Source organism: Segatella copri (genome assembly GCF_051861805.1).
GTDB classification, from domain to species: Bacteria; Bacteroidota; Bacteroidia; order Bacteroidales; family Bacteroidaceae; genus Prevotella; species Prevotella copri_M.
In genome coordinates, this window is sequence record NZ_CP146520.1 from 3,632,502 (window position 1) to 3,654,553 (window position 22,052).

At 38.6% G+C, this 22,052-nt stretch carries 17 protein-coding genes; 6 read left to right on the top strand and 11 right to left on the bottom strand.

The window, feature by feature from the left end; genetic code table 11:
• Window positions 1–486: 486 nt before the first annotated feature.
• The 6 genes from V8Z93_RS14385 to V8Z93_RS14410 all read left to right on the top strand — a co-directional run bounded on the left by V8Z93_RS14385 (window position 487) and on the right by V8Z93_RS14410 (window position 5,967).
• A complete protein-coding gene (locus tag V8Z93_RS14385) occupies window positions 487–981 on the top strand; it encodes a hypothetical protein (protein ID WP_203051674.1) in 495 nt (164 codons plus the stop codon).
• Window positions 982–1,024: 43 nt separating this feature from the next.
• Window positions 1,025–1,999, top strand: coding sequence for a DUF6175 family protein (locus V8Z93_RS14390; RefSeq protein WP_439431943.1), 975 nt, complete (start codon window positions 1,025–1,027; stop codon window positions 1,997–1,999).
• Between the two features lie 86 nt (window positions 2,000–2,085).
• The gene (locus tag V8Z93_RS14395; RefSeq protein ID WP_153113909.1) at window positions 2,086–2,985 is read left to right on the top strand and encodes a hypothetical protein; all 900 of its coding nucleotides are present in this window, start codon (window positions 2,086–2,088) and stop codon (window positions 2,983–2,985) included.
• A 49-nt stretch (window positions 2,986–3,034) separates the two neighbouring features.
• On the top strand, window positions 3,035–4,042 hold the full coding sequence (locus tag V8Z93_RS14400) for a hypothetical protein (protein WP_439431944.1): 1,008 nt from the start codon (window positions 3,035–3,037) through the stop codon (window positions 4,040–4,042).
• A gap of 12 nt (window positions 4,043–4,054) precedes the next feature.
• Window positions 4,055–5,599, top strand: a complete 1,545-nt coding sequence (locus V8Z93_RS14405) for a hypothetical protein (protein ID WP_439431945.1) — start codon at window positions 4,055–4,057, stop codon at window positions 5,597–5,599.
• Window positions 5,600–5,766: 167 nt separating this feature from the next.
• Entirely contained in the window at window positions 5,767–5,967 is a 201-nt protein-coding gene (locus V8Z93_RS14410; protein ID WP_439431946.1) for a hypothetical protein, read from the top strand.
• Between the two features lie 300 nt (window positions 5,968–6,267).
• Here V8Z93_RS14410 and V8Z93_RS14415 read toward each other — a convergent pair whose 3' ends face one another.
• From V8Z93_RS14415 to V8Z93_RS14465, 11 genes are all read right to left on the bottom strand, one after another.
• Window positions 6,268–7,542: a DUF2971 domain-containing protein gene (locus V8Z93_RS14415; protein ID WP_439431947.1), complete on the bottom strand. Its 1,275-nt coding sequence runs from the start codon at window positions 7,540–7,542 to the stop codon at window positions 6,268–6,270.
• Window positions 7,543–7,595: 53 nt separating this feature from the next.
• Window positions 7,596–8,216: an N-acetyltransferase gene (locus V8Z93_RS14420; RefSeq protein WP_439431948.1), complete on the bottom strand. Its 621-nt coding sequence runs from the start codon at window positions 8,214–8,216 to the stop codon at window positions 7,596–7,598.
• Window positions 8,217–8,252: 36 nt separating this feature from the next.
• Window positions 8,253–8,429: a hypothetical protein gene (locus V8Z93_RS14425; protein WP_154482363.1), complete on the bottom strand. Its 177-nt coding sequence runs from the start codon at window positions 8,427–8,429 to the stop codon at window positions 8,253–8,255.
• Window positions 8,430–9,187: 758 nt separating this feature from the next.
• Window positions 9,188–10,135, bottom strand: a complete 948-nt coding sequence (locus V8Z93_RS14430) for a hypothetical protein (protein ID WP_439431949.1) — start codon at window positions 10,133–10,135, stop codon at window positions 9,188–9,190.
• 3 nt (window positions 10,136–10,138) lie between these two features.
• Window positions 10,139–11,131 (bottom strand): AAA family ATPase, encoded by a 993-nt coding sequence (locus V8Z93_RS14435; protein WP_439431950.1) that lies wholly within the window; start codon window positions 11,129–11,131, stop codon window positions 10,139–10,141.
• The gene (locus V8Z93_RS14440) at window positions 11,128–12,531 is read right to left on the bottom strand and encodes a DUF262 domain-containing protein (RefSeq protein ID WP_439431951.1); all 1,404 of its coding nucleotides are present in this window, start codon (window positions 12,529–12,531) and stop codon (window positions 11,128–11,130) included. Before V8Z93_RS14440 ends, V8Z93_RS14435 begins: the two co-directional genes overlap by 4 nt.
• Window positions 12,532–12,622: 91 nt before the next feature.
• Window positions 12,623–16,072, bottom strand: coding sequence for an SIR2 family protein (locus V8Z93_RS14445; RefSeq protein ID WP_439431952.1), 3,450 nt, complete (start codon window positions 16,070–16,072; stop codon window positions 12,623–12,625).
• 415 nt (window positions 16,073–16,487) lie between these two features.
• Entirely contained in the window at window positions 16,488–17,684 is a 1,197-nt protein-coding gene (locus V8Z93_RS14450) for a sugar MFS transporter (RefSeq protein ID WP_439431953.1), read from the bottom strand.
• 715 nt (window positions 17,685–18,399) lie between these two features.
• Window positions 18,400–18,705 carry a hypothetical protein gene (locus tag V8Z93_RS14455; protein ID WP_439431954.1) on the bottom strand — a complete coding sequence of 102 codons (306 nt, stop codon included), beginning with the start codon at window positions 18,703–18,705 and terminating at the stop codon, window positions 18,400–18,402.
• A gap of 277 nt (window positions 18,706–18,982) precedes the next feature.
• Complete coding sequence (locus V8Z93_RS14460; RefSeq protein WP_439431955.1) at window positions 18,983–21,235, bottom strand: UvrD-helicase domain-containing protein; 2,253 nt, start codon at window positions 21,233–21,235, stop codon at window positions 18,983–18,985.
• Window positions 21,236–21,237: 2 nt separating this feature from the next.
• Window positions 21,238–22,047 carry a hypothetical protein gene (locus V8Z93_RS14465; RefSeq protein WP_439431956.1) on the bottom strand — a complete coding sequence of 270 codons (810 nt, stop codon included), beginning with the start codon at window positions 22,045–22,047 and terminating at the stop codon, window positions 21,238–21,240.
• Between the last annotated feature and the right edge of the window lie 5 nt (window positions 22,048–22,052).

The window sequence follows — 22,052 nt, forward strand, 5'->3', positions numbered from 1 at the left end:
ACTACCTTTTTTAACATAGTTAGGGCGCATCTATAAACGATAATACCGCCCTAACTACCTATTTTTATATAGTTAGGGCGGTGCTATCGCAAACACATCCCCTCTTCCTCCCCTATCTCATAGGGACAGTTTCTGTTTTGAAAATGGACATTAAGGGGGGGGTAGACTTCCACATTCTATGAGAGAAATGAGTACAAGGTGAACATGAGGTGAAACTAGCCATCGTTGTCGGTACTCCGCTTACCACCGAATGGATCTGGGAGAGAAACCAGGCTGCCAAGGATAAAAGGGGATTAGATGAACTGCCATACGATGAGACGGATTCAGAAGAGATGCTTCTAAGCAAAAAGAAAAAACATAGAAAAATAACAGCATTTTAAAAAATGAACCGTTTTGAACCAATCTACTTTTATTTTTTTTCATTAACTTTGCACCCAAAATTATTTGAACAGAGATAACTCACAACAAAAGTAAATGAATATAATAATGAAAAGAATCGTATTTTTAGCCGTATTCATGATTATGGCTATGATTTCTGTGCATGCCAAAAGCTATCCTTTCGACATGACCCACAGTTATGAAGTACAAATTGTCCGTGTAGCCCAACAGGGTACTAAATTTCTGAAAGTATGGGGCATTGCTGGTTCTCCAAACAAAGCTATGGATAGAGCCATGCAAGACGCTGTAGCAGCCTGCATCTTTACCGGTGTGGCAGGAAACGACATCGCCGGAAAGATACCTGCACTTGTTACAGACCCGAATGCTTACAACCAGCACAAAAAGTTTTTTGATACCTTCTTCAAAAAAGGCGAGTTTATGAATTATGTACAGAATGCCAACTCCGGCTATCCTACTGGCGAGAACAATGTGAAAACCAGCCAAGGCCGCAAAGTGGGACTCTATGTAGTAATAATGTACGACAACTTGCGCAAACGCCTGGAAGATGAGGGTATCATCAAAGCACTCAATAGCTATTTCTAAACAGACTATACATTATTATAAATAATCATATTTAAAAAGAAAAATGAAAAGAATCATTTTATCATTCATGGCTCTCATCTTTGCTGTAAGCTCTTTTGCACAATCTACAGTAGAGACTATCAACAGTCCAAAAGCCATGAAACCAATCATCATGGTAATTCCAGAAAAAGCCTGGTGTATCAATCAAGGCTTTGTGAAGGACAACGACCCGAAATCACCTGATTACGAAAAGGCACTTCTCAATGATGACGTACTCAATGTAATCACCAAAATGGGCGGCATCATGCAAGAACGCGGTTATCCTCTCAAGAACCTGCAGAGTGCTTTGGATGAATTGAAAAACGAAGAAGCGCTTGATACAAGCTTCAAGTCGAAAGCCGATGGCGAGATTGTGGAAGATGAGCTCGACATGTTAACCCGCGTGGCTCAAGCTGATATTCTGGTGAATATCGCCTTCACACGCACCACATACGGCCCTCGTAACATGATAGAATTCCGTGTAACCTCTATTGATGCTGCCACAAGCAAGCAGATTGGCGGTGAAACCGGAAGAAGTTCTGCCTCTGGTGCTCCGATTTCTGCATTGCTCGAAGAATCTGTATTGGGTTTCATCGACAACTTCACAGGAAGTATTCAGAGACATTTCGAAGACTTGGCGACCAATGGTCGTGAAGGTTCTGTCATCTTCAAGATTGCCAGCGACTGCCCTCTAAACTTCGAATCTGAGGTTACTTTGAATGGAGAAACAGGCGAATTGAACGAAGTTATCGACTATTGGCTGAACGAACACACTGTGAACGGTTCTTTCACCCAGAATGGAAATACGCGCAACCGCCTCTCTTATGAGCAGGTACGCTTCCCTCTCTTTAGCAAAGGCAAGTTTGGCGGTAAGCCTAGAGCAATCAATATGGATAGCTTCATCAAACCTATCACCTCATTCCTCTCACAATTTGGCATATCTGTTGCAACCAAACCTATCGGTATCGGTAAGACATACGTTATATTGGGAGGCAAATAAACATATCTTAAAAAGAATCTATCAAAATGAAAATAAAACATTTTTTAATCAGCCTAAGCGCAACATTCTGTGTTGCGCTTAGCACTATGGCACAAACAACAAAGGATATTGGCTTGATCAGCCTCAACCCTTATGTGCCTGAGACAGAGAACTTAGGCCAGAATGCCAACTCTATGCTGATCAGCAAATTGCAACAGATAGCAACAGCAAATGGCATGTCGGGAGCTGGATTTGACAACCGTTTTATCATCACAGCCCATATCCAAAAGCTGAAGAGCAGTCAGACCCAGACGGTTCCCCAGAAGAATGCTGTAGAAATCAACGTCGGTATTTATGTAGGTGACGGTTTGGACGGCACCCTTTACTCCAGCTATAACTGTGACGTAAAAGGTATCGGAAATTCAGAAGACCAAGCAATCTCTTCCGCCATCAGAAAGGTAAATCCTAAGCAGGAAGAATTGCAGGAAGCAATCGCCAAAGGCAAGAAAATGATATTGAACTATTACGATAAAATGTCGGGCAATATCATTCAGACTGCCAAATCTACCGCAGCCTCAGGAAAATATGAAGATGCCATCAATATGCTCTTTGCTATTCCGATGAGCAATAAGGATTTCCAGACCGCTCAATCTCTGATAGCTCAATATGGCAGAACTTCGCTCGAACAGAAGAATCTGGACATTGTTCGCCAAGCCCGCTCAGCATGGAGTGCAAATCCTACAGAAGACGGAGCCAGCAAGGCTTTGGAATTATTGGAGAATATGGAATCTCCATCAGCTAAAGTTCAAGCTGAAGCCAAGAACCTGCAAAACGAAATGGCAGCAAGGATCAAAGCCGTAAGCGACCGCGAGTTTAGGCTCGAAGCTCAAAAGGCACAAAACGAGAAAGATGTTCAGATGGCAACCATCCGTGCCGCTGCTTCTGTAGCCAAAGCTTATGCAGCCAGCCGTCCTAAGGTTGTTTACCGCTACTATTACTGGTGGTAAAACCGAAGCAGATTAAGATGATAACAAAAAATATAAAATAAACAGTAATATGAATCATTCTTTTAAAAAGAACATTGCATTTACATTCCTCACACTTGGAGGAATCTTATCCTTGTCATCATGCAAGGATAGCGATATGGAAGTTTTCGTGGCACAAGACACAAGAAATCAAGAACTTATCGAAGCTATCAAAGCCATACCTGAACCAAAGAAAGAAGTGGCAGATAAAGATATCGAAGAAGATAAGGATTACATATACCTGATGCCAAATGGCTATACTGACTATATCAAATCAAATAATGGTAGTAGAGATGGATACTACGGATATGTAGATTTGGGTCTATCTGTAAAGTGGGCAACCAATAATTTCAACAATCCATTGAATGATAATGATGGAAACATCAGTGCCAATGACCTATATAAAAAGGAACAGGAAGAAATCACCTATGTAGAACGTCCGGGAACCAAGGAGTATAACCAGCAGTATCCTGCTATCATGAGTTATGATGAATACTTGGAATATCTGGATATGGAAAAGCTTCAAAAGGAATATCATGCCTACGATAGATACGTAACAGAAATGAAGAATGCCTACAATTCTGCAGTAGAAAAATTTCATCACAATTCCGTTTCTTTTTATGAGAACATCAAGGAAGCGGGAGGAAGCTATGCCTGGGGAGCACTCGACGACTGGCCACAAGTCTCTAATAGCGACAAGAACTCTCCCCAGAATATAGCAGGAAATCCTAAGTATGATGTTGTGACCAAATATATGGGTAAAGACTGGCATATACCAACAAAGGCAGAATGGCAGGAGCTTATTGATAAATGTCAATGGGAGGACCATGATACTTATTGGCTCATAACAGGACCTTCCGGAAAGAGAATCATACTTCCACATTTTAGCCTAAACTATAACACATCAGATAGAGCAGGCACCATAACAGACAATGGGGAATATTACGATGTATATGAGTTCGACCCAGAAGAGAAGACCATCGTACAATGTGAAGCTGCAAGGCGTTGTATCCTTATCCGTCCAGTTTATTCAAAATAATCAATTACAACAATGAAATATAACAATATGAAATATCTGATTGCCATCCTGCTATTATGCATCATGGGCACTCCGCTCTCTGCCAAGAAAAAAGTATTCTATGATTCAAAGAGCAACATCGTGGGAATCACAGGTGATTACCAGCTTTTAGAAAATACAGAAAAGTTCTATTCATTAGGCATTACTCCTGATTGTCCTAAAAATATGTCGCCAAAGGAAATATGCAAATATTGGAACCAGTCAAATCTTGGCAAGAAGGTACTGGATGCCTTGCTCGATTATAACGGAACATCACTTTCTGAAGAAAAGTTGAAAGACCTTGCGCTTAAAAACGTGCTCAAGGCAGACGATGAACGTGCTGCCATCGGTGTTATTGGCAAGGAAAATATTCTGAAGGAAGACTATTTGCCAATCTTGGAGAACCAATACATCTTCATCAACGAATGTATCAAAGAAAGACCAGGATTAGGCGACAAGGCCCGCTGGAGTGCATACAAAATAAACATCAATAAGGATATACTCGAGCAGGTATTCAATAGCTGGAACGACATGGAGAAGTATAATCAGATAAAAGTAACCATCTCTTATATAGCATCAGGAGTGGCAAAGAATGACAATTACACTTTGAAATCCAACAATGGCCAGACTCAGTCTACTGTCCAGAAATTAAAAATAAAGACTCTGAGGAAGATTGCTACAGAGGTTCCCGCTTTTGCCATTCGTGGTCAGGTTATCAGTCGCCACCCATTCAGAATGAATATCGGTTATGTTAATGGCATTGATGACCGAGATAAAGTCGTCATCTACCGTACCAAGGAGAAAAATGGAGAATTGTATTCTTCAAGAGTAAGTACTGCCAGAGCTTGCAACGTAATGGATAGCATTGCCAATCTCTATACCTTTGCAGGTGGACAGGCGTCTTACAAAAGAGGTGATATCGCAGTATACCAGCCAAGCCAAAATGCCAGTTGGACAATCTCTGCCAATTATATGGATCATTCCGGCAACCTCAACTTCACTTACGATCACCGTTTCAAATTGAGTCCTGCCGGAATTTCTCAATATTTCATCATGATGTTTGGTGTGGGTGGATACGAGAAGTCTGAAAAGCGTCTCTATTCTACAGATAATGGAGCTCTTGTATACAGTCCACTCATTACCAACTTAGGTTTTGGTTATGGTATTGGCTACGAGTTTGCTCATTGCCTCGAAATCGAGCCATACGCTTTAGCACAATGGGAAACAATGTTCTTCATTTCTAAAAAAGCATCACCAAATGGCCCTACCAGATCACAAGCTGGTCCAAGAGATACCTCATACGCAAGGGGCGCTACTTCTAACTCAGCCCGTTTCCCTCTTGGTGCAAGATTGAATATCAACATCATGTATCCAATACAGCTGGTAGTAGGTGCAGAGTATATTTTCAATATAAAGATTCCTGTAGCCAAGAATACAGAAAGACGTATTCATAACAATCCGGAGAAATTTTTCTTTGAACCTACAGGATACAAGCGTGATGGCTTGAACTTATACGCTGGTTTAAGATTCAATTTCTAACTCAGCACCCTTTTCATTGCAAAAGATTGACATCATTTAAATAATCAAGCGCCAATACTTTCTTTCAAAATATTGGCGCTTATTTTTGAAATTTTCCCTTCATATTACTATATTATAAAGGTATAACCAAAAAGAAAGAATAAGATGACAAATAGATTGACTATGAGGTGAAACTTGCCATCGTTGTCGGTACTCCGCTTACCACCGAATGGATCTGGGAGAGAAACCAGGCTGCCAAGGATAAAAGGGGATTGGATGAACTGCCATACGATGAAACGGACACTATTGTCGTTGCCTTGAGATTAGACATCGCACCTAGAAGCCCGACATCCAGGACGAAGATCTTGAAGGCTGCCCGATCTTCATAACTGGCAAGTGGCAGTCGAGAAAAGGGGCAGTACGAGTTTGAGTATCGACTCGCATTCTTGACTATGAAGAATAGGAAGAGCATGAGGAGGTTGAGTACCTGCAAAGTAGTGAACTTGCAGTTCTCTTTCTTCTCTACTCCAATCTGGCTGGAGCGTATATTTATATGTTCCATCACACCCATGATTATAAAGATACTCATTTTCTGTGAGATATACAAACTTCAGAGCCTTTTTTATTTCAAAATTACGTTAAATCACGCTTGTGAATTTTCACTTACGAAGCTTTAGTAAACAAGAATTCTAAACACGCAACTGATCCACACTACTGTTATTTACAGCAAAAACATGTAACAGCCTTTTGGCAATATCAACAAGTAACGGATAATTGACATCTCTATTTGGTAAATTACTACCTATATATAAACTTGCCGGTTTTATAGCTAAATCAGAAATCTTATAATCGTTATAAAAGCTTATGAGATTACCATATTTTGCTATTTTCAAGTCATCGTCTGCACACACCTTCAATATTCTGTACTCATCCTCATATTCAAACTGAAGACTTTTGGTAAAAAACATATATTTATCAATTGCACCAAATGTAACATTGATATTTTTGTCTCGCCATCTAGAAACAATATTCTTAAGAGAATTAAGTTTTTCATTTTTTTCCGATATATAAATAATAGGCTTGACTAGATCAGTCGGAACTCTAAAGCATAAACAAACGCCACGACCATTATCTCCATATAACCTCCACATCATTGCATCATCTATTCGATTTGTCAACGACATTATAAGATAATTCTTATGCTCAATAATTTTACTAAATCTCAATGCGTCAGGATATTTTTGATAAAAATCAAAATCTATGTTCTTTCGTCTCACATCATCATATGCATTGCACAAATAATCACCTAAGAAAAAACTTTCGGAAGAATCATTCATAGAAACAACAGAATTTAACCTTATGCTATTAGATTGTGCTATACACAAAAAAGTATCCAGAGACATATACTTACACAAGACCAATTCCGGCCCTTTATAATCCGTCTTAGGGTTGAGAAAATCCAAGAAATCCACATTCAAAACATATCTCTGATTCATAGTATCAAAGAGTATATCATCTATGGAAAAATCTAAAGTGGACAAATCATTTTTTATTATCTCACAAACTTGCTCATCCATTACAGGTAAAAAATGGTTCAGGAAAGTATCTGTATCATATTCTTTTTTATCTACTTTCCATACCATATTTTCATTCACAGAAACCGTAACAGTTTTATACTCTTTATTATACCAGGCTGCATCATCTTTTCGGATAAGAGAAATACTAGTCCTTAAACATAATTGTCCTGACAAGTTTCTATAACTTCTACGATAAGGTCTAATAATAAGATAAGCTTTAGAATCATAAGAAACAACAAGATAAGGCTCTCCATTTCCAGACGCATTTTCCTCTAGCTTAAATAAGTCTGCATTGAAATTTATGCGGGTTAGCCTTTGACAAACACAATTCTTTACATTATCATAAGTTCCCTTTATCAATTGCAAGTAATATTCATTTTCATCCATAACGTCATTTTTTGTATATCACTAAGAAAATCATTAGAAATCTGCAAGTTATATTATATAATTACCCGAGGACATTCCAATATCTGAGTATGCAATAAATCCAAGAACATGAGCCTGGTATAAACCGGAGAAGTTTCCGGAAAATGCTGTTCTGCTCTTTCTAATTCTTCTGTGGCATATAGATACTTGAACTTGTTGCGCTCATAAAAGCTAAGAACTTTTGGCTGATTATACGCATCAACAACCAAGAATCTACATCCTGTTTTGTTATCCTCCTGTACAAACCACGTCTTGATAAAGTTCATCACTTGTTGACCAACTAAGAAATTTCGTCCTTGATATTTCTTATTAACCCCTAGTCTTCCCAATAATACGGCAGGATAAGTACGAAGATGTTTTTGACCTGGTATAGTTCGTTGAACCTTATTAGCAGAAGGTTTTGGAATAAAAGTTGTCTTTACACTATCATTTGATACAGTAAAGAATGCAACGATTTCAGAGAACTCACCTTCATTGTTGACAAAGCAATAAGTCTTACCAAGTCGCTCTTGAGCATACAACAAGGCATTGTGATGAAAGAAGTCTTCCAAGTCTTTATCTCCTTCTGTTTCACCACAACAAAAAGGCAAAGATGCAAGTTCTGCGGTCAAAGGCATGAAGTCGCATCTTTCCATAATATCAAATTGATAATTATTCACCAGCCAATTTAATTAAAGAGGAAGTTTAATCTTTACATTTTTTGAGCGTTCCATCATACGACGGATTGCATCTTGTGCACCTTCAGGAATTACAGTTGTGGCAGTATTTCTACTACTCTCTGCAATCTCTATAAAGCGCTCTGCAACATCACCAGTCAATACTGGAATTGTTTTAATAGCTATTGCCATAATCTTATCTCCTATTATTTAGTTTATATAACTTGCCGCCAAAGTTACGCTTTTTTCTCGAAACCACCAAGAAATTAACAAGAAATCTGCAAGTTATCAGCAAATAACCACGAAATCAACCGTAAACTATAAACTATTAACTGTAAACTATAACCTGCTATTCCCTACCTCAGCAAGCTATAATAAGGCGGTCCCATCCCGCACAACCTGGCGAGACCTTTGATGGTCCGCCAACCTTAGAGCGAAGCGGTTCTGAGCACCGGAGGGCGGTTACATCCCTTGCCCTTTTGGAAAGGGCGAGGGCTTGGGAGTGGGTTAAGGACCCTCCCGCAGGGGAGGGACAGGTGGGGCAAATACAGCACTGTAGGGCGGTTTCCTCCCTCGCTCCTGAGGAGAGAGGGCAGGGGTGAGAGGTGGAGCCCTCTTTAAGGGTAAAGAGGGACGGGGTGATTTTCGAAAAATCCTCCTTTATCTAAAGAGGAACGTGGCGATTCGATAACGCATACGTTCCAATCACCCCATAACATACTAACGGTATGAGAAAGGCAATCGCCATACTCCCCGTAGTATCCGCAATATCCCATGATTATCGGAGCAACCGCTTCACCCACAATCGTCATGCAGAGCAACAACAAACAGGGAAAAGTCCGAAAGCACCAGCTTAGGACGAATAAAGTTCATTGCTACACGCAAACAGATGGACTACACTAATCGGACTGTATTCAAAATAAGCCTCTATTCAAAGTGGACTCATCGATTTACTTCAGTATTTTCGACTCCATATAGTGATTAGCTATATCTAAGGCACGCATCATATCCTTATTTTGAGCCGTTGCACCTTTTTTCTTCTTAGACTTATCCCCATAATCACTCTTATGCCCTATTAAAGAAAATACGATATGATTCATGTCGAAAATTTTAAAGAAGAAGCGTATGCCTAATTCACTGTTAGATTTAAGTTCAAACATATGCTTATCATTAGTACAAGTACACTCTCTAAGTAAATTGTCGTCTTTTACCTGTTTTATCAAGCATTTCTTTTCGTGGGCAGTAACCAATCTCGAAATCATAACTTCTCGCTCATTTACGCGCATTCGGGTATAAACCTCCTTAAATTCATCTGCCAAATGTATCTGATAAAGATCAAGCGCATATTGTAGCTTTAACTCCATCGCCTCTTTAGACTCATCTGAGTCAAGAATGCTATACACTATATTTTTCTTATTCTGTCCATAATAGTTTAGTACTTGATAAGCCTGTCTGCCTTTAAATTCGAAATAATCCCTTTTAAAATCTTCTGAAACAGGAAGAGACAATAACCCCCATGAACAAATACTGGCAATACCTTCATTCATTGCATCTTTTCCGTTGCCATCAGTAAGATACAGAATGTCATCCACCAAATCATCAGGCCAGTTATCAACATGGTATTGATCTGCCAGTATCTGTCCATGCAAGAACATGCCCATGGCATAAGTTTTCAAATCCCTATCACCAATATCCGAAATCATTTTTTTTAAGGTGCTACCACATATAAAAGTTTCTTGCGGTTCTTTAACAGTCAAGATTTTCTTTTCTATGTCAAGTTTCCTTTCGGCACACAAGTAAGAAAAAGATTTTATTGTATCAACAAATAACTTCTGAACATTTACGCCATCAATTTCTTCTTCAGGCATAAGTTCATTAAGCAAAAATACCTTTCCCATAAATTACAGCAATTTTTCTGAATCCAACAAGAACTGGTCGAACATATGCTCAGGCCAATGATCCAATCTGCCATTTTCCTGGATTTGACATCTGTCTACTTGTGTATTTCGGTTATCATCCAACTGACACCAAAAAGTTGCAACTTTATTTGCAAAATGATTCTCACTCTCTTTGGCATAGATTCTAACGCCATCAAACAAATGATCACTATGCGTTTCTACAACTACCTGTGCACCGGCTTCAACACAAAGACAAATCAAACGAGCCATCTCTGCCTGTCCTTGTGGATGAAGATGCGCTTCAGGATTCTCAATCAACACAATAGATCCAGTTTCCAAAGTTGAGGTTAGCAAGGCTACAATGACAGGTAAGGAATAGCTCAATCCATATCCCACATTAGCAGAACGGTGATTGTCATATAAAGAATAAGACACATCAGCCTTCTCTTCAATACGATAATCAAATTTCACCCCTGGAGATATTTTCTGAAGCCAATATCTCAAAACATAATTCAAAGTGGTTCCCTCAGCATCTCCACGCAACATTTCAGGCAGCTGCTCATCCCTGAAATGATCTATACGTCTCAGAACGTTCTCACCACGTCCTCCAAGAGCCTCGTCTACATATATGGGAATAGTAGGAGTTGCCCCCAATCTATCTGCCGCAACATATATACATTTTGGCATTGGGATTATACAATTATCCATCCCTAAACTATTATACACAAAACAAGTAGGTTCCTGATGATTTAAATAAGCTGAAATTTGGAAATTCCCACAATTTGGATTTACAAGCTCAGAATCCGATCCAAGCCCAAGATTCCAGACATGAGAACCGCCATTCTCTCGGCTGCTCATGTTATCCATCATCCTTATAGCTTGTATAACAGAGCTTTTGCCACTGCTATTCAAACCAGTCAATATCGTTAATGGTTTCAATTCAAATGTATAATCCACATAAGACTTAAACCCTTTTAATTCTATTTTTGTAATCATAGCGTATAATTTTTAATTAATTTTTCTAATGTATTGTAACGTAGGGTTACTGAGCTAGGGCGCATACTGTCACGGGATATTGCAATGATGAACTTTTCATCATCCAGCAACTTAGAATAGTCATCCATAAACTGATTCCTATGGACAAAAAGCTTCGTAAAATCCATATCGGACATATTCCCCAACAAAACGCCCCATGTTTCAAATAGGCATTTGTTGATAGGTCTTCTTCTCATATTTCCATAACTCTTTCTGAAAGCATGATCTCCAAACATTTTGCGTGCCCGTCTCATAGCAATCAGAAAGATATCCAAAATCTCAACTTTTGAAAGTACTCGCACATCACTCACAGAGACCATACCCTCCCTTTCACGCCTTATCAAATCCCTGTTCTTCAGGGAAGGAAAGGAATTATAGATTATCATGGTATCAGAAAGCCAAGTATCAATTGATTGAGTCTTTTTATAAGTATGAGGAGGTCGAATGACAAAAGACAAAAATCTCAACAACAGTTCCTTATCTTCCATCCGTAAATCTTTAACAGAATTACCCGTAGCTCTTTTAAATATCCTTTCTTCAGACATGTCATTCAAAAGTACAGAAACAGCTCCACCATAAAGAGCATTTCTAATTTCCTGAGGACTCAAAGGCATACCACCCGTATTGATTCTTTTGAAGATATTTCTCTTTACTTCCTCTGGAGTACCAGGATTAATGACCGTAACAGAAAATTCAGCTTCTAATATCCTATTATAAAGTTTGGTAGGCAAGTCTTTCATTTGCTTACCTTCCAATTCTTTCAGAAACTCCAAACCGGTAAGTCTCATACCAGCCCCCTCTTCCTTTGCCTTTCTGCCATTCACAAAATTTATTCCAAGCACAAAGTCACGGAAAGCACTAATTCGCTGGAGCCCATCTACTACAGTCCATTTACCATCCTCCTCAGACGAGACATAAAACATAGGTATAGGAATTTCCAGAAGTATAGACTCTATCAACTGCGACTTTCTAACGTCAGTCCACACTTCCTTTCTTTGAAAATCCGGATTAAGGATCAGAGTACCCTGTTTTATTCTTCTAAGGATCGTCTCCATTGGCGTGACCCTAGTTTCAATGGAGATATCTTCAGGATTAAACGGATCGGTAATTTTCTCATCTTCATCACTTTCGATACCCGTATAAGAATCTTGTAAGAAAACCTTATACAGTTCATCCAATTTGTTTGCAACAACCTCTTCAGATTCAGCAAACAAAGAAGGTAAGTCATATTCCAAATGTCCAGGGGCATCAGCCTTCAGTTTCAGGTATACTTTACCCGAATCTGAAACTAACGAGAAATTGTCATCACCATTAGAGAGTAAAGACAAATCCATCAATTTATTATTAATATCAAACTGCATTTTATTATTCTTTATATGTGTATCATCACTACTGCCCGGATAAAATCCAGACAGTAGCGAGATTTATCATTTCTCCCATAAAATAATATCATTAAGATTCTGCTATTTGCTTACCTCTTTCATATCCCAAGAATACATCATTAAATCCAGACTCATTTTGGTCGAAATATGGAAAGTTCAATGGTAGCAATGTTCGATTCTTATATTTCACACTTCCTACTCCTGCTATAAAGTTTGCATGATAGCATAACTCTATTTTTTCATCTGTTTCCAGATCATAGTCGTTCACATTATTATGTATCTTAGTTAACAGCGATTCCACTTTACTGCCAAAATACAAATCTGAATCAAATTCTTCCATCAAAAGCCGTTCTATCAATATCAGACTATCGACAACACGCTCATCTTGAATGACCTTCAATACAGAAAACATATGATCCAAGATTTCTGTTATATCATTATTCCAGTTCTTCCAAGCATAAACAATTGCGGAAATGGTCTGTCCTCTCATAGAAGGCTCTTTAGAAAACAAACTATTCTTTAATCGCTCCTTCATTTCATCATCCATCAACAAGGTTTCCCGGCCAGAAGTTAACCATACCAGCATCGGCAAACAATGATACCCTTTCTTCAATAGTTTCTGTAACATATCACTGAACATCCATAAATTATCATTACCAATAATATCATCAGTATGCTTGCATACAAACTTTGATACCAATTTCATAATCATATCTATGTTAGACCTTATACCCCCAAAGACGATATTATCTCCATCGTCTTTGGTAAAAGCATCAATATTCACAAAAAGCATTTTTTCAATATGTTCAAACACTCTTATGGCTTGCTCTTCTGTCAATCGGGAACTTTGAATACATACTTTCTCAAGTTTATCAACCCAATCGCTCAAAGGAATAGAAGATCCTTTAAAAGTATAATCACCAATACAGAAATCATCTACACATTTCGCTATCAATTCATTCAATCTTACAACCTCATCTTCATGAGGCTTTATAAGATTATACGAAAAAAGGACATCAGCGGAATAAGCTGTAGACCTCCATACCCTTACCGCAGACTCCAGTTCCACCCTATCCCGTTGGTTAAGCATTTTATTATCCCATATAATACTCAACAAATTATAGGAACGACTTTGCTCTTCTTCACTTTTAGAATTGAATCCCTCATAGATTTTGTCCAAGAGATTCTTTTCTACCGGATATGAAACACCTCTTTTCGTCGGAAGAGAAACTCCACTACTATAAGGTGTCATGACTTCATGATTCTTAAGAACTAATGAAATTACACTTGGAAGATTATCCGAGCTAACAGAATCATAAACATAGCCCATAATCTCACTTACAACATGCTCATCAAATGCCATCAAAGCCTTTACATATCTTAGTATGCGTTCTTCAGTAATAACACAACATAATCTACCAAGAATATGAACCAGATTATTATAAACTATCCATCTAAGAAGAGGATTCACTATAGCATCAAACTGCTCCACATATTCAATATATGAATCAAAGAAGTTATTTGCATCATCTCTGCTAATCATCGAAAGATGTTTCCTTGTTAGCGTTTCTTTGACAAATTTCCCATCAGATGTAACCAGAAGTTTGTCCATTGCAAAATGCCAATCATAATTAAACATCTTATCCACACTGTATAGATAAAATTTATCATCAACAACGTTAAATGCCATACCTATCTTTTCCTTGAAGGAAAACCAGCGTTGCGGATACAAGTAATCAGAAACAAAACCACCAGGTCCCATACTCCATGAGTTGGAATAAGACCCTAACTTGAAATTATGAACCACCTTGAAGCCATGCTCAGGTTGTCTCTCATAAGCTTTCTTACAACAATAGATATTAAAATCATCCATTGTTAAATCTTGCCGCAGCTGCTCTGGTATTTTATACTTATTGCCATTACAATAGCACAAGAGTTCCAATACATGTACTAAACATGAACTTATATAAGCGTCTGCCCCATAAGTAATCAAAGACTTACTCAGTTCAGTTCTACACTTATCCAGTATATCATATGCATCTCTACTACTATTCATCATGAGAAGCACACTTGCCTTATGGATGCAGTCCACATACTCACCATAGTCAGTATCCCAATCCGCAAGATACTGTTGGATTTTTTTATAGTTCAGCAAAGTCTGAGCATATAATATTTGCTGATAAATAACATATCCCTTGGGAAGATTCATCGGATCAGCCAACAATAACTCGCAAAGTTTATTGAACTTTTCCTTATTGTGTTCAAGACGATAAATCTGTAATAGCGACAACCTTAGCTCAATTATGATCTTTCGTTCCTCATCTGTTGGAGACAATATATGGCCTATAACATCTTCTATAGTTGGAGTAAGCCAATCTATATTCTTAGGAGTGCACGAAATCGTCAACCTCCAATCCATTTCATAAAGAAATCGAAGTTTTAGATTCCACTCACCTTGTACCTTGCCAAAGTACCCTCTCGTAAACATGACACGTTCACTTGCATCCTTAAAGTTATCATAGAACCTTGTAGGAAGAACCATCCAACCTGGATAACTTTGCCTAACAGAAGTCATCTGCTCGATTAAAGCCTCCATCCCTTCTTTTTCTTGACCATCCTTAAAATGATAAGCAAAAACATCTATCTTACCATCCCATTCCTGATTTTCCTGGGATTTCAACAGGTATTTTAAAAAAAAGGAATAAGCCTCTTTGAAATCTTTTATACCGGGAATTTCTGCAAGATTGATGATATCAATACCCAGCTGAGCCATCAGAGCTTTTTCTGCTTCATGGTAACCTTTCCTGAATGTTACAAGATAGGTCGGACATATTCTGTCTCTACCTATCACATCCCTAAGCCACCCTATCCACGACTGAAAGTTTGGGTCGTCACCAGAAAAGCCAATCAAGCACATCAGACTTTCCAAGAAACATTGTCTTGCCGTATTCACCATCTCAGGATGTTCCATCGGATATTTGCGATAGTCCTCCTTGGTCATGATATAAGGGCGGATGTTTGGGAAGCTTCCATGCAATTTGATAATGCGAGGTGAAGGTTGGTAGAGTAATGTCTCTTTATTCGTTACCAACTTATATTCTTGCACTTCCTCCTCTGCCGCTCTTTCTATAAGAGTATCATAATTGGTGGTAAGAATATCACGCCACCTCAACCTTACCAACATTCGATGAAGTTTTCCGGGTCTAATCAGCTTATCAGGCAATGCGGTCTCTAAAATTTCATCAAGTTCATTGCGTTTAAACTCTGCATCAACAAGCGAAGCCAAATGAACAACATCGTTGTGGTCCTCCTTTTTTGCCTCTTCATCATCTCCATACAGTTTATTCAAGAAGTCTTCTCTTAACTGTACCCAGGTCTTCATCTTTACATGAGACGGCATCTCCGCATTGAGACTGAAACCAGCCCCAATGAAAGCAGTAACACGTCTTTTCGCCATATAAAGCTTGACTTGTTCAAGTTTAGAAATTAACGAAGGAGGTATTTTTATAGATGTGTCCATAAGTAATATCTTTTATTCTTATTTTTTTCTTTAGTATGCATCCAACTCATAAGATACAGCACGATACTTATTATAGGGTTTTAGCAACATATCAGACTTATCACATTCTCCGCCACCTTTCCCCATGCGGTCCCATCCCGCACAACTTGGCGAGACCTTTGATGGTCCGCCAACCTTAGAGCGAAGCGGTTCTGAGCACCGGAGGGCGGTTACATCCCTTGCCCTTTTGGAAAGGGCGAGGGCTTGGGAGTGGGTTAAGGACCCTCCCGCAGGGGAGGGACAGGTGGGGCAAATACAGCACTGTAGGGCGGTTACATCCTCTCGTCCCTGAGGGAAGAGAGGCTTGGTGAGAAAGGTGGAGCCCTCTTTAAGGGTAAAGAGGGACGGGGTGATTTTCGAAAAATCCTCCTTTTATCTAAAGAGGAACGTGGCGATTCGACAGTGCATACCCTCCAATCACCCCATAACATACTAACGGTATAAGGAATGCAATCGCCATACTCCCCGTAGTATCCGCAATATACCCCATGATTACAGGAGCAACCGCACCACCCACTATCGTCATGATAAGCAACGAAGAAGCAAGCTTGGTCTTAGTACCCGCATCTCTCAATGCCAGCGAGAAGATAGTCGGAAACATGATGCTCTCTCCCAGATACAGGGCGAAAAACGCAATGAGCGATAAAGTTCCGCTACATACCACCACAATCAATGTGGCAACAAAGGTGAGGATGGCACAGACCAGCAGCACCAGCCTTGGCTGGACATAATTCATGATGACACCACCAGCCAACCTGCCGATAAAGAACAGACCCATTCCGCCAAAGGCGAGATACAGACTGGCAGTCTGCTTCTCTATATGAATACTCTCCTCTGCATAGTTGATGAAGAAACTGTTCACACCCGTCTGGGCAGCCACATAGAGAAACAAGGTCAGCATACCAAAACCGAATGCCATCACTCGCATCGGTTTCTCCTCCACCATCTCGTTCGTATCCGCCTCATGCGCTCTCCTTGGGTCCGGCAACTTAATCCTTGACAGGACCAGTGCCACAGCAAGCACGAAGATACCCACCAGGGCATAAGGAATGGCGATATTGACACCCGAGAACAGGAGTTGACCGCCAACCAGCGGTCCTACAATCCATCCGATACCATTGAGCGACTGCGACAGGTTGATTCTGCTCTCTGCCTTGTCAGGATGTCCCAATACCGTAGTATAAGGATTCGCACTCGTTTCCAGACAGGTCAGTCCGCATCCTATCACAAACAGCGACAGAACGAAGAAGTAGAAACTGTTGATTCTGCTTCCCGGTATGAACATCAGGGCACCGATACCGAAGAGAACCAGTCCTGTTATCACACCCCTTCTGTAGCCCCACTTCCGGATAATCCATCCGGCAGGCAACGCCATCAGAAAGTAGGCACCATAGACAGCAGCCTGCGTCAAGGCCGACATCGCCTTGCTGATATGGAACGACTCCTGGAAATGCGGATTCAGCACCTCGAGAATGCCATGGGCAAAGCCCCACATGAAGAAGAGGCTGCTGATGATGAGGAAGGGCACCAGATAGTTATGTCCTTCGTATCTGAAGATGGATAGCTTCGTCATGATTCTCTGCAAATTTAAGACTGTCCTTTGTGAATGAGGAGTTTCCTCTAAGTTGTTTATTCTTTCTTTTCTTTTTTCCATTAGTAATAGTTTGTGTTGTAAATATGTGATTTCAAATACTACACTACACTGTTTTTTGATTTATACGAGGTATAAATACGAATTCGTTTACGCTTCATTAGAAGAACAGAAAGAAATCGAACTGAACCTCATTTGAATCCGAAGTGAATCTCACGTAAACCTTAATAGAGCCCCACGTAAACTTTATCTGAGCCCCAAACCAATTCGAAATGAAGCTTATTTCAAAATCAAATGAAGCTTACTCCAAATGCAAGTGAAGCCAGTTTCAATCGCAAAAAAGTCTTTTTGCTTTACAGCATAAGCAAAATCGTGAGGGATAAAGCCAAAATCGTGATTGATGCGTGAGGGATAAAGCCCCATTTTAGCCCATCAGTCACGCATGCGATTCCATTAACTATCAACGACTTATCTGATTTTTATATAAAAATCGTGATGGATGATAGATGAGCTGCAAAAAAAATCTGCGTCATCTGCATTATCTGCGAAATCCCAGCCCGCATAGGGCAAAAATCTGTGGAATTCTGTGAAATCTGTGGGACTAATAAACAGCAAAGAAGAAAATCTGCGTCATCTGCGAAATCCGCGTGACCTTTCAAGCCCGAGCAGGGCTTCAAGAAAAGAAGATTCCAAGAGATTACCTCCTGTGTTTAAGTCTCCAGAAGAAGTGCAAAGTTCTGAAAATAGGCTCACTCAAAGCCTCAGCAGGATAATATCTCACGAAGTGCATGTTCCTCCAAATCTTCAGGAAATACTTCTTTGCCATTCCTTGTTGTGTGAAATGTCCATACTTGGTGAAATGCCTTCCGAAGTTACCACCATTCAGTATCTCTGCCAGCAACAACCTTCCTCGCTTCTCATCCATTGGAGCTATCATCTTCTCCTCTGATAGTCCCAATGTCTCATGCAACACATACATCACAGCCCTTGCAAACTTCCACAATCCCAAATATTTTAGTTCTCTCTGCACCACAACTAAAGCAGTAGAGGCAGAAGAAGTAACAGCAGTAGTTGAACCAGCAGAATTATCTTCCTCTATAGCAAGGCGGTCCCATCCCGCACAATTTGGCGAGGGCTTTGATGCCCCGCCATCCTTAGAGCGTAGCGGTTCCGAGTACCGGAGGGCGGTTACATCTTCTCGTCCCTGAGGGAAGAGAGGCTTGGTGAGAATTGTGGTGTTTCCTTTGGACCGCTATGAGCTTTTCTATTAACTATTGATTCTATTCACAATCGATAATGCCATTATTTTTTGCTGTATCTAACACAGCACTATAGCCATTCTGACTGTTTCCATAGAGAGCTACATAATATTTTGCACGGGAGATTGCAACATACATCCTATTATGCCAAGCAAAGTTAGTAAACTGATAATGATTTCCTTTATCTTTACCTTCAGGAGGTACCCTTCCTTTATCTACACCTAAAATAAATACAGCATCAAATTCAAGACCTCCTACATAGTCTATTCCACCAACAATATATTTATTGTCATTCATGGCTGTTTTTACTGTATTATAATCATTCCTACTCTGTAATTCGATGTGAGGCTTATTTGCATTTTTCAAGGTTTTAAGCAAAATATTAAGTAATTGTAGATCCGAAGTCACAATTAATATATCTGACCTTCTTACCTTATGCTTATTGCAATATGTTTCAACATCAGAAATTGCACGAGAAATCATTTCTTCATCAGTTGCAGCAAGAGTATAGGTCGGTTTAATACATTTCTTATCATCTTCCGATGTAAATGAAGAAGAGCAATAATCCAATGGATTTTCAAAATGAGCAAAAAGTGCCACATTAGAAGAAAGTATATTGAATGCTAGATTTACTATCTCCGGAGATGATCTGAAGATTGTATTAAGTTTTGTTTTTACAGTTTGAACATCCTCCAAAGTAGACAATTCATTTTCCGTAAATCCAACTTCACCAGAGTTTTGCGATTTATCCAAAACATACACTATATGATTCTTTAATTGCGGCTTATTTAAATAATGAAAAACGGATAATTCATTAAAATTGAACAAATGAGCTTCATCAATAAAACAAGCATCATATCCCTCTCTAATACTACGTCGTTTCCAAATAGGTGTATCTAATTGTCCAAGCGCAGAAAGGGTTATGTCATCTGTATCAAAAAGTCCGCTGCGTTCCAATGATTGCTGATATTTCTCAAAAACTTTTAAAACAAACATCTTATCTTCATCAGTTTTCAACGGCAATCCTAATACTGGGCGTTCTATTTGTTTGTATTTCTCCGAATTACCATCAGCACGTCCTTTAATAACAACCGAAATTTCATATTGAAGCAAATCCAAAATGTCACTAAGTTGGGTTTTATTTATGAAATCAACAAAATCTTTCGAACAAATTATCTCATATCCCTTCCATTCATTACATTTCAACTGAGTGTATGCCTCCTCTATCATCATCAGTTGATAACCTTTAGAAATTCCAGCATCCTTGTCAATTAATTCCGTATCATAAACAATATTCCCTCCAAGGTTATTTTTACTCCACTCCTGCAATGTCGTAATCAATATAGAAACACTTGGATGACTATCAGCAGTTTCAAGATATTTATCTATAGTAGGATAGATTGCATAAAACAAATCTAGAATTCTATCTTTTGTTGCAAGAGAATGAGTTATGAATATTATTTTATATTCATTTCCATCTCGAACTGATTTCTCTAAAAGATAAATACATCTTAAAATAAGAGATAAGGTTTTACCTGAACCAGCAGGACCTTCGAGACGTTCTGCACCTTTAAGTGGACGCGATATAAAATTTCGCTGCGTTTTAGTCAAATAGCTATTCCATTCATCATAATGTAGAGGAGAATTTATAGACAGATTTGGCTTTTCTATTTTTGAAACGATTAAACTATCCACAGCCTCTGTTTCTTTTAAATTATCGACAATTGAAATAGATAATAAGTCTGTGACTGCTTTATTTAAATTAGTTTGTACAAAAGTACCCGTATCTGTTCCAAAATAATAAGCAACCAAAAAATTCTGCTCTTTTCTATTCTGTTTTGTTGAATTTTTATCCAACAAAACTTTTTCAACATTATGCGTTGCCGTAAATGGATATGGATAAACTATAGCAATATCACCAGACAGATTATATTCACAAGGTGCCAATGGCTGTTTATCAAAATAATGAATCGCATACTTGATTGTTTTTTGAAAAATTGTGATAACAGATTCAGAACTTTGCTGGTTGAACCCTGAAAAAGTTGACAAATCATACAAAAGCCCTCTTTTCTTATCTATAGAATGGGTATAGAAAATAATCCCTCTATTCTCTATATGTTTAATAAAGATTTTAGGATGACTCCACTTTCTATCTTTTCTCATAAGGATTTCGCAAAGTTGCTCACTTTGAGAAAATTCAGCACTTTGGAAAGTTCTGCCTGAAGCAAACTCCAATAAAGCATCGTAGGTTAAAAATATATAATTGTAATCCATAATCATAATATTCTCATTTTATTTGATAATATTTCAAAAGTTGGTATAAAATCCCTATCATCAACACCTATTCGACAGAAATTATGAGAAAATTTTTGCATAATATGTTCTATAAATGGTGAATTAACTTCTGCACATACATGATAAATTTCATTATCAGGAGAGACCTTTTTTAGTTCATCAATTGCCATTTTTATGTCTGAAGCATACATACCCTTGCTTATTTTTTGTGATGTCTCGTAACTTATTCGTTTTAATTCTCTAAGAAGGATAATTTTTGGGGTTGCTCTTGCTGTATCCCAATCATCTATCAAATAATATGCAGGTAACTCGTCTTTTAAAAGATTAGAAATTAACGTGTTTCGAGTATCTTCCTTGTGACAATAATCTTCAAAAGCCTTGTGCCGTTGCTTGTCAGAACAGAATAACACATCAACCTTTTCTAAGAAATTAGTACATTGAGATTTTTCTGTGAAAATTCTTTCTGCGATTTTAACATATAATTCTTTTTCCTTTAAATCAGATGGAATATTATGTTTTTTACACAATTGCTCAAATTTATATTTATTTTTTACTGCCCATTTGTTAAGAAGATATGCCTCTCCATCACAGCATAACCAATCGTCAAAATCCACAATAGGTAAATAATGTACTGTATTTACTTTACCCTCATGAGCTAAATCACATCGAGGGGTAATAATCAAACCGTAAACATCTAATTTTTCTGCATAATTATCAGCTATACAATTATTTATAATGGAGCCTTGAGTCAAGGTTCTTACCATCCTATAACTTTTAAAAAATTGTCTCATACAAA

What these genes read in the sequence shown, in the direction of transcription:
- V8Z93_RS14435 (WP_439431950.1), bottom strand. Translation starts at nt 11,131, where the DNA reads ATGATTACAAAAATAGAATTAAAAGGGTTTAAGTCTTATGTGGATTAT.
- V8Z93_RS14425 (WP_154482363.1), bottom strand. Translation starts at nt 8,429, where the DNA reads ATGGCAATAGCTATTAAAACAATTCCAGTATTGACTGGTGATGTTGCA.
- V8Z93_RS14390 (WP_439431943.1), top strand. Translation starts at nt 1,025, where the DNA reads ATGAAAAGAATCATTTTATCATTCATGGCTCTCATCTTTGCTGTAAGC.
- V8Z93_RS14420 (WP_439431948.1), bottom strand. Translation starts at nt 8,216, where the DNA reads ATGGAAAGATGCGACTTCATGCCTTTGACCGCAGAACTTGCATCTTTG.
- V8Z93_RS14465 (WP_439431956.1), bottom strand. Translation starts at nt 22,047, where the DNA reads ATGAGACAATTTTTTAAAAGTTATAGGATGGTAAGAACCTTGACTCAA.
- V8Z93_RS14460 (WP_439431955.1), bottom strand. Translation starts at nt 21,235, where the DNA reads ATGGATTACAATTATATATTTTTAACCTACGATGCTTTATTGGAGTTT.
- V8Z93_RS14395 (WP_153113909.1), top strand. Translation starts at nt 2,086, where the DNA reads ATGGCACAAACAACAAAGGATATTGGCTTGATCAGCCTCAACCCTTAT.
- V8Z93_RS14415 (WP_439431947.1), bottom strand. Translation starts at nt 7,542, where the DNA reads ATGGATGAAAATGAATATTACTTGCAATTGATAAAGGGAACTTATGAT.
- V8Z93_RS14445 (WP_439431952.1), bottom strand. Translation starts at nt 16,072, where the DNA reads ATGGACACATCTATAAAAATACCTCCTTCGTTAATTTCTAAACTTGAA.
- V8Z93_RS14450 (WP_439431953.1), bottom strand. Translation starts at nt 17,684, where the DNA reads ATGACGAAGCTATCCATCTTCAGATACGAAGGACATAACTATCTGGTG.
- V8Z93_RS14430 (WP_439431949.1), bottom strand. Translation starts at nt 10,135, where the DNA reads ATGGGAAAGGTATTTTTGCTTAATGAACTTATGCCTGAAGAAGAAATT.
- V8Z93_RS14440 (WP_439431951.1), bottom strand. Translation starts at nt 12,531, where the DNA reads ATGCAGTTTGATATTAATAATAAATTGATGGATTTGTCTTTACTCTCT.
- V8Z93_RS14400 (WP_439431944.1), top strand. Translation starts at nt 3,035, where the DNA reads ATGAATCATTCTTTTAAAAAGAACATTGCATTTACATTCCTCACACTT.
- V8Z93_RS14405 (WP_439431945.1), top strand. Translation starts at nt 4,055, where the DNA reads ATGAAATATAACAATATGAAATATCTGATTGCCATCCTGCTATTATGC.
- V8Z93_RS14385 (WP_203051674.1), top strand. Translation starts at nt 487, where the DNA reads ATGAAAAGAATCGTATTTTTAGCCGTATTCATGATTATGGCTATGATT.